The sequence below is a fragment of the Rhizobacter sp. genome, from assembly GCF_035702065.1.
Classification (GTDB): Bacteria; Pseudomonadota; Gammaproteobacteria; order Burkholderiales; family Burkholderiaceae_C; genus Rhizobacter.
In genome coordinates this window covers 1-7,561 of the sequence record NZ_DASSRA010000219.1, presented here as the reverse complement: position 1 = coordinate 7,561, position 7,561 = coordinate 1, and the positions used below count along the sequence as shown (strand labels likewise).

At 68.0% G+C, this 7,561-nt stretch carries 10 protein-coding genes; 4 read left to right on the top strand and 6 right to left on the bottom strand.

The features are described 5' to 3' along the window. Positions 1-54 precede the first annotated feature (54 nt). The 4 genes from VFL64_RS10170 to VFL64_RS10155 are packed head-to-tail and all read right to left on the bottom strand — an operon-like array spanning position 55 to position 3,324. Positions 55-1,209 carry an alpha-hydroxy acid oxidase gene (locus VFL64_RS10170; RefSeq protein WP_489540261.1) on the bottom strand — a complete coding sequence of 385 codons (1,155 nt, stop codon included), beginning with the start codon at positions 1,207-1,209 and terminating at the stop codon, positions 55-57. Further along, positions 1,206-1,904, bottom strand: coding sequence for a cupredoxin domain-containing protein (locus VFL64_RS10165; RefSeq protein WP_489540260.1), 699 nt, complete (start codon positions 1,902-1,904; stop codon positions 1,206-1,208). Before VFL64_RS10165 ends, VFL64_RS10170 begins: the two co-directional genes overlap by 4 nt. Positions 1,905-1,948: 44 nt before the next feature. Beyond that, complete coding sequence (locus VFL64_RS10160; protein ID WP_489540259.1) at positions 1,949-2,383, bottom strand: group I truncated hemoglobin; 435 nt, start codon at positions 2,381-2,383, stop codon at positions 1,949-1,951. Between the two features lie 17 nt (positions 2,384-2,400). After that, positions 2,401-3,324 (bottom strand): DUF3034 family protein, encoded by a 924-nt coding sequence (locus VFL64_RS10155; protein ID WP_489540258.1) that lies wholly within the window; start codon positions 3,322-3,324, stop codon positions 2,401-2,403. Positions 3,325-3,524: 200 nt separating this feature from the next. Between VFL64_RS10155 and VFL64_RS10150 the strand changes: the two genes are divergently transcribed. Genes VFL64_RS10150 through VFL64_RS10140 form a run of 3 tightly spaced genes read left to right on the top strand, consistent with a single transcriptional unit; the run spans position 3,525 to position 4,734 of the window. Next, positions 3,525-3,839, top strand: a complete 315-nt coding sequence (locus tag VFL64_RS10150) for an ArsR/SmtB family transcription factor (protein ID WP_489540257.1) — start codon at positions 3,525-3,527, stop codon at positions 3,837-3,839. Positions 3,840-3,841: 2 nt separating this feature from the next. Beyond that, complete coding sequence (locus tag VFL64_RS10145) at positions 3,842-4,306, top strand: SRPBCC family protein (RefSeq protein WP_489540256.1); 465 nt, start codon at positions 3,842-3,844, stop codon at positions 4,304-4,306. A gap of 14 nt (positions 4,307-4,320) precedes the next feature. After that, a complete protein-coding gene (locus tag VFL64_RS10140) occupies positions 4,321-4,734 on the top strand; it encodes a GFA family protein (RefSeq protein ID WP_489540255.1) in 414 nt (137 codons plus the stop codon). On the opposite strand, the gene dinB is transcribed toward VFL64_RS10140, so the two are convergent. Next, complete coding sequence (gene dinB / locus VFL64_RS10135) at positions 4,731-5,963, bottom strand: DNA polymerase IV (protein WP_489540254.1); 1,233 nt, start codon at positions 5,961-5,963, stop codon at positions 4,731-4,733. The genes VFL64_RS10140 and dinB overlap by 4 nt on opposite strands. Positions 5,964-6,041: 78 nt before the next feature. Beyond that, positions 6,042-6,206: a hypothetical protein gene (locus tag VFL64_RS10130; protein ID WP_489540253.1), complete on the bottom strand. Its 165-nt coding sequence runs from the start codon at positions 6,204-6,206 to the stop codon at positions 6,042-6,044. Positions 6,207-6,416: 210 nt separating this feature from the next. Here VFL64_RS10130 and VFL64_RS10125 point away from each other — a divergent pair. Beyond that, positions 6,417-7,561 (top strand): DUF4139 domain-containing protein (locus tag VFL64_RS10125; RefSeq protein ID WP_489540252.1); only part of this gene is annotated, 1,145 nt, incomplete at its 3' end.

Genomic DNA, 7,561 nt, shown 5'->3' with positions numbered 1-7,561 from the left:
CTTTCTGTAAGGCATTGTAGTGCCCGCCGGCAAACGGCATGCCCCCTGTTCGAGTCAGTAAGTCCCCGGCAGCAGCACCGAGCGGTCGACGTCGCCGATGCGCGTGCGCCCGCAGAACGCCATCGTCAGGTCCAGCTCGTTGCGGATGATCTCCAGGCAGCGCGTCACGCCGGCCTCGCCCATCGCGCCCAGCCCGTACAGGAAGGCGCGGCCGATCAGCGTGCCGCGCGCGCCCAGCGCCCAGGCCTTGAGCACGTCCTGCCCGGAGCGGATGCCGCCGTCCATCCAGACCTCGATGCGCGAGCCCACCTCATCGGCAATGGCCGGCAGCGCGGCGATGGACGAAGGCGCGCCATCGAGCTGCCGCCCGCCGTGGTTGGAGACGACCAGGGCATCGGCGCCGCTGTCGGCGGCCAGGCGTGCGTCTTCCAGGTCCATGATGCCCTTGAGGATGAGCTTGCCGCCCCAGCGTTTCTTGATCCACTCGACGTCGTTCCAGTCGAGCTTGGGGTCGAACTGCTCTTTCGTCCAGGCGCCGAGCGAGCTCATGTCGCTCACGCCCTTGGCGTGGCCGATCAGGTTGCCGAAGCCGTGGCGGCGTGTCTTGGCCATGCCGAGGCACCAGCGCGGCTTGGTCATCAGGTTGAGGATGTTGCCGAGCGTGGGCTTGGGCGGCGCCGTGAGGCCGTTCTTGATGTCCTTGTGACGCTGGCCCAGCACCTGCAGGTCGAGCGTGAGCACCAGCGCAGAGACGCCGGCGGCCTTGGCGCGGTCCATCAGGCGCTCCATGAAGTCGCGGTCGCGCATCCAGTAGAGCTGGAACCAGAACGGCCCCTTGGTGTGGGCGCGGATGTCCTCGATCGAGCAGATGCTCATGGTCGAAAGCGTGAAGGGGATGCCGAACTTCTCGGCCGCGCGGGCGGCCAGGATCTCGCCATCGGCGTGCTGCATGCCGGTGAGGCCGGTGGGCGCAATGGCCACCGGCATGGCCGTCGCGGTGCCGGCCATGGTGGTGCGCAGCGTGCGGTTGTCCATGTTCACCGCCACGCGCTGGCGCAGCAGGATCTTCTGAAAGTCGCTCTCGTTGGCGCGGTAGGTGCCTTCGGTCCACGAGCCGGAGTCGGCGTAGTCGTAGAACATGCGTGGCACGCGCTTCTCGGCGAGGACGCGCAGATCCTCGATGCAGGTGATGCGATTGGGTGCGGTCATCCTCGGCGTCGCTTCGGTACGAAGTTGAGTTGTGTGCTGGTGCTGAGTGGCGTGGCGCTCACCTGCACCGGCACGGTGGCCTGGTCTTGCAACTGGTCCGGGTGCCACAAGGAGATCTGGGCCGCGCCATCGGGCACGCTTTCGATCAAGGCCACGCCGTTGGCGTCGGTCTTGGCGAACCAGGGCGTGTCGGCCACGTAGACCTGCCCGCGCATCGAGCCGTGGATGTGGCAGCCCAGGCCGATGGCGCCGGCTGCGTCGACCTTCACGTCGGCGCTCGACACGCCCGAGCCCTTCTTGGGCGGCATGTTGTTGGCGTAGGGGTCGTTGCTGCTGGGCGCCGCGGCCGGGTTGGCGTCGAGCCGCAGCTCGAAGGTCTTGGCCGGTGCACTGCTGCCCAGCTGGCCGCTGGGCGTGGAGCGCACGTGGTGGTCGTAGCCGTCCTTGTTGGTGAAGCGCAGCGTGCTGCCCACCGGCACCACGGTCAGGAAGGGCACGAAGCGCGAGCCTTCCTGCACGATCACCACCGGCTTGGGTGCGGGGATGGCGGCGGCCTTGACGGCGGGCTGCACCAGCACCACCACGTCGGGGGCGGGCTTGCCGTCCTTGTCGGTGACGGTGAGCTGAACGTTGCCGGCGTGGGCCAGGCCAGCGCTGAACGCCAGTGCCAGCAGGGCCAGGGTGTGCGTGTGCATCGGCGGATGATAGGTGTGGTGCATGGGGTGGCCTGCTGTGGGTTTCACGGAGTGTTGATGATGTCGCGGTGCATCGGCGCGAGCCGCGCGAGCAGCCTGTTCTGCGTGCCGAAGGCGATGCCCTGCGCGTCCATGCTCTGCTGCAACACCTCGACCAGCGCGTTGAAGTTGTTCTTGTTGATGTCCATGCCGGCGTGGGCCTTCTTCATGTCGGGGCCGTTGCGCTTGCAGGGGCCGCCCGAGACCTCGCAGAACTGCGTCACCAGTTCTTGCTTGACGTGTTTGTGGTCCACATCCTTGAAGAAGGGGTTCATGCGCGGGTCGGCCAGCAGGCGGGTCATGAAGTCGTCCATCAGGCGGGTGAGGCCGGGCTGGGCGCCCAGTTGCTGGTAGAGCGAATCGTCGGGGGTGGTTTGTGCGTGGGCGGTGCCGGCGAGCAGGGCAGCACCGAGCAAGACGGAAGCGAACTTGTGGTTCATGGCAATGGGCTCCAGGTTCAGAACGCGATCTGCGCGGAGATGTAGCCGCCGGTCTGGCGGCGCTGCACGACACCCGGCACGATCTTGCCCAGGTCGACGTAGGCGGCGGTGAGCGAGAAGTGCTTGCTCGGCGCCCAGGCGATGAAGAGGTCGGCCCAGTCGTCTTCGGCCAGCGCGCCAGCGCCGAGCGCAGTGTTGTCCTTGAAGTTGTCGGGCTTGAAGCGGTACTCGGCGCCGATGGCGATGTTCTTGCTCAGCAGGTACGCCAGCGAGAACTCGGGCTGCAGCGTGTAGCTCGTGTGGTCGGTGGCGCCGAAGCCGAGCAGGCCGTTCTGGTTGGCCTTGGTGGCGCGCAGTGTGCCGTTGACCAGGATGCCTTGCGCGAGGAAGAGCTTGGTCGCGCTCAGGTAGATGTCGGTGCCGCTGTCCTTGGCGCCGAAGGCTTGGAGCGTGCTCTGCAGGCGGTCGGCGTCGGACTTCTTGTACTCCACGCCGAGCGCGATCTGTGGCATCCAGGTGTCGGCCTCCAGCACCGCGTCGCCGGCCAGGCGCAGCTTGGCGCCGAAGATGTTCTGCTTGAGGCGCAGCCCGGTGAGGCCCAACGCGCCGCCGACCGGGCCGGTGTCGAAGTCCTGCCGCGCGATCGAGAGTTCGATGCGGTCGCCATAGGCCAGTGCGGCGCCGTAGACGTTGAGGCCGTAGTCCTTGCTCTTCACGCGCGTGGCGAAGGCCGAGCCGCCGACTTCGCCGTCGGTGCCGTAGCCGCCAGTCACGGCCCAGGGCGTGAGGCCGCCGCCGGCCGCGCCGTCGATGCTGCTCACGCCGCCGGTCAGCAAGAGCTTGCCGCCAAAGCTGCTGCTTTGCGCCAATGCCGGGGTGCCGGCGAGCGCCAATGGCAAGGCCGCGCAGGCGAGGGCCAGTCGGCTGGAATGAAAGGGCATGGTTCTCTCCTTGGGTTGTTGTTCTGCCAGCTACGTGGGCCGCCGCCGGCTGGATGCACGTGGAGGCTGGTGGGGCCGAGATAGGCCTTGTACCCGTGAACAAGTGCACACACCAGGGGCCATCGGGTGATTGGGCTGGATCTGCTTGACATGCAGGTATTTGCCTGCATATCATGGCCTCACGCACACACACTCGACGGATGGACGCAGACAAGGTTTTCAAGGCACTGGGCGACCCGACTCGAAGAAAGCTGCTCGACCTGCTGTGCGAGCAGAACGGGCAGACGCTGGGCCAGCTCTGCGAGCACCTGGACATGACGCGGCAATCGGCCACGCAGCACCTGGGGCTCCTGGAGGCGGCCAGCCTGGTGACCACGGTGTGGCGCGGCCGCGAGAAGCTGCACTTCATCAACCCGGTGCCGCTGCACGAGGTCTACGAGCGGTGGGTGCGCAAGTTCGAACGTCAGCGGCTCAGCCTGCTGCACGACCTGAAGCAGGAACTCGAAGGAGAGTGACGATGAAAGAGAAGACGAGCTTCGTCTATGTGACCTACATCCGCTCGACGCCTGAGAAGGTGTTCGATGCCATCACCCGGCCGGAGATCGCCCGGCGCTACTGGGGCCATGAGAACGTCTCCGAATGGCGGCACGGATCGAGTTGGGAGCACGTGCGCGCCAACGATCAGCGCACGGTGCAGGTGGTCGGCCAGGTGGTCGAAGTCGCACGGCCGACGCGCCTGGTCATCACCTGGACGAGCCCTGCCCAGGCGGCCGACGCAAGCAGCTACAGCCGCGTGAGCTTCGACATCGTGGCCTACGACGGCATGGTGAAGCTGACGGTCACGCACGATGAGCTGGAAGCCGGCAGCGGCATGGCCAAGGGCGTACAGCAGGGCTGGCCGATCGTGCTGTCGAGCCTCAAGTCGCTGCTCGAGACGGGCGAGGGCATCGACGTGTTCGCCAAGCCCAGGCTGGCAGCTTGAAGCAGGAGCCTTTGATGACCCAGCCCTACACCGGCGGCTGCGCCTGCGGCGCGATCCGCTACACCACCGTGCACGCGCCCATCTTCCAGAACCACTGCCAGTGCCGCGATTGCCAGCGGCAAAGCGGCACCGGGCACGGCTCGTGGCTGACCTTTCCGGCACGGGCCGAGATGGCGATCACCGGTGCGGCGACACACTGGGACGTCACGGCCGACAGCGGCAAGGTGAAGACGCAGGCCTTCTGCCCGGTCTGCGGTGCGCCCGTCTACCTGCGCTTTGCGGCGATGCCCGACCTGATTGCCGTGCCGGCGGCCAGCCTGGACGAGCCGGAGCGCTTCATGCCGCAGGTGCTCACCTACCGCGTGCGCGGGCAGGCGTGGGACGCCATCGACCCCGCGCTGCAGGCTTTCGCGCGGATGCCGGGTTAGCCCTCGTCGCTGTCGAACAAGGCGCCATCGAACAAGGGCAGGGGCGCCAGGTAGGGCGCGGGTGCTTCGTGCACCGCCAGCGGCGCGTGCGCGGCCTGCGGGTCGACCAGATCGGCCAGCCGCGCCAGGTTGCCGGCGCGCACGCCCAGCAGGCGCAGGCGGCGCTTCAGGTCCACGCGCTTGAGGCACTCGCCGGCCGCGCGGCGGATGGTCTTGGCATCCATGGTGTGAGCCGGCAGGGTGAGGTCGCGGGTGACGATCTTGAAGTCGTCGAAACGCAGCTTGATGCCGATGGTCTTGGCGGCATAGCCCTTGCGCGTGAGGTCGTCGGCCAGCTCCACGCACAGGTCGGTGAAGATGGGCGTGAGCGTGCTGCGGTCGCGCACGGCGTGCAGGTCGCGCTCGAAGGTGGTCTCGCGGCTCATCGAGACGGGTTCGCTGTGCGTGACCACCGGCCGGTCGTCGATGCCGTGCGAGGCCTGGTGCAGCCAGGCACCGTAGCTCTTGCCGAAGTGGGCGAGCAGAAAGGCCGGGTCGGCCGCCGCGATGTCGCCCACGGTGTGCAGGCCGAAGCCGGCCAGCTTCTCGCTGGCCTTGGGGCCGATGCCGTTGACCTTGCGCGCCGCCAGCGGCCAGATGCGTGACTCGATCTCGTCGGCCCGCAGCAGCGTGAGGCCGTCGGGCTTGTCGAACTCGGAGCACAGCTTGGAGAGCAGCTTGTTGGGTGTGATGCCGATCGAGCAGCTGAGGCCGCCGGTGGCCTCGCGCACGGCGTCTTTCAGCTGCTGGCCGATGGTGCGGCCGCCGTCGTCGTGCACGCCGGGCAGCTCGGAGAGGTCGATGTAGATCTCGTCGATGCCGCGGTCTTCGACCTGCGGCGCGATGGCCCGCACGGCCGCCTTGAAGAGGCGCGAGTAGGTGCGGTACTGGTCGAAGTCGACCGGCAGCAGGATGGCGTCGGGCGCGAGCTTGGCCGCCTTCATGGTGCCCATGGCCGAGAACACACCCAGCTTGCGCGCCTCGTAGGTGCTGGTGGTGAGCACGCCGCGGCCGGTGTAGTCCTTCAGGCGGAAGAACTCGCGGGTGCCGTCGGCGCGCGTAACAGGCTGGTGGCGCCGTCCGCCGCCGATCACCACCGGCAGGCCGCGCAGCTCGGGGTAGCGCAGCAGCTCGACGGACGCATAGAAGGCGTCCATGTCGAGGTGGGCGATCAGGCGGGGAGGGGACATGAGGGCTGTATTTTCATACAGCCTTCGAGGCGCGGGGTGACGCGCCGGGTAGTGGTTGACCTGAGGGAACGGTGGGTGTCAGCGCTTCTGGTCGAGCCGGCGCAGGGGCGCCTGGGTGCGGCGGGCGCTCTCGGTGAAGGCGAGGTGGCAGGCCTCGAAGTCGGGGGCCTTGTCGAGCTTGCCCGGGAACTCGGGCTCGCGGGCCTTGCGGGCGGGCGGCTTGTGGGTAGCGGGGTTTTGCATGGTCTTGGTGCGCGTGGAGCGACAGGAATGCCTTCTCAACGGGCCAGCCGAGGGATCGGATGACCGCAGCTGGCTTCCAGGGGTCTCGATTGCAACCAAACGCACCCAAAGCGTGAAAAGCCGACGCCGGGTCACCCCGTTCGGGCCGCAGCGCCGTGTAAGCAGGTGTGGGCCTGGCCTGCAACGACTGCAACCCTCTGGAGAACCCTCATGGCTACCGCTTCCCTCGTCACGCGCGTCGCAACCCTCTCGTCCCTGGCTCTGGCCGCCGCCTGTGCCTGCGCCCAGGCCGCGCCGCCCACCGAGCGCCGCAGCACGCTCGAGGAGCAGCAATCGGTGGCGGTGACCATCTACAACGACGACCTGGCGCTGGTGAAAGACGCACGCAACACCACCCTGGAGGCCGGAAGCAACCGCCTGGCCCTGCGCGACGTGAGCGCGCGCATGCGGCCCGAAACGGCCCAGCTGCGCAGCCTCACGAACCCCGGCAGCTTCGACCTGCTGGAGCAGAACTTCGACTTCGACCTGCTCACCCCCTCCAAGCTGCTGGAGAAGTACGTCGGCCGCAGCGTGCGCATCGTGAAGACCCACCCGCAGACCGGCGCCGAGACCGTCGAGACCGCCCAGGTGCTGGCTGCCAGCCAGGGCGTGGTGCTGAAGATCGGCGACCGCATCGAGACCGGCGTGCCGGGCCGCATCGTCTACGACGGCGTGCCCGCCAACCTGCGCGACCGGCCCACGCTCGTCACCGAGTTGCAGAGCCGGCGTGCGGGCGCGCAGACGCTGGAGCTGTCGTACCTCACCGGCGGGCTGTCGTGGCAGGCCGACTACGTGGCCGAGCTGAGCGCCGACGACGGCTCGCTCGACCTCAACGGCTGGGTCACGCTCACCAACCGCAGCGGCACGGCCTACCCCAACGCGCGGCTGCAGCTGGTGGCGGGCGACGTGAACCGCGTGAAGGAAGACATGCAACGGCTCGCACGCCGCGAGAAGGTGATGATGGCGGCCCCCGCGTCGGCGGCGGCCGACATGCAACAGGAGGCGCTCTTCGAGTACCACCTCTATACCCTGGGCCGCCCCACCACGCTGGCCGACAACCAGACCAAGCAGGTCGCCCTGCTCAACGCCAGCCGCGTGCCGGTGGTGAAGGAGTTGCTGCTGCAGGGCAGCGACTATTACTACCGTTCCAGCGTAGGTGACATCGGCCAGAAGCTGAAGACCGGCGTGTTCGTCGAGTTCAGCAACCGCGAGAGTTCGCGCCTGGGCCTGCCCATGCCCAAGGGCGTGGTGCGCGTCTACAAGCGCGACAGCGCCGGCAACGCGCAGTTCGTCGGCGAAGACCGCATCGACCACAC